Source organism: Bradyrhizobium sp. Arg237L (genome assembly GCF_029990105.1).
Taxonomy (GTDB): Bacteria; Pseudomonadota; Alphaproteobacteria; order Rhizobiales; family Xanthobacteraceae; genus Bradyrhizobium.
The window spans coordinates 1-340 of sequence record NZ_JAQMIL010000254.1 but is presented as its reverse complement, the minus strand read 5'-3'; the positions used below and the strand labels follow the sequence as shown (position 1 = coordinate 340).

The 340-nt window shown below is 62.9% G+C and carries 1 protein-coding gene; it reads right to left on the bottom strand.

The annotated features are described in order from the left end of the window. Window positions 1–80: 80 nt before the first annotated feature. A partial coding sequence (locus OZ411_RS43215) for an acyl-CoA dehydrogenase family protein (RefSeq protein ID WP_282532840.1) occupies window positions 81–340 on the bottom strand: 260 nt, incomplete at its 5' end.

Here is a 340-nt window from a genome sequence, read left to right as displayed (position 1 = left end):
CGCAACTCCTGGCAATGCTCCGGCAGCCGGATGGGATCGAATCGCAATGCTGTTGTCATGGTCTTGGCTCCTAAATCCGGTCAACGCGACGCGATCAGCGGCCATAGTTCATCGGCGCCGCGCCTGCCGATCCACCAGCCGAGTTCGGAGGACCAGTAGCTCTCGCTTCCAAAATCATCCCGCCACGCCAGAGCGCGCAATGTCAGGCGATGCAGTACATGCTCGGCCGTGAAACCGATGGCGCCGTGCACCTGATGCGCGATCGACGCGCCCTTGTCGGCGGCCTCGCCGCAGCGAATCTTTGCCGACGCCACCTCAAGCAAGATGCCGTCCGTATCGC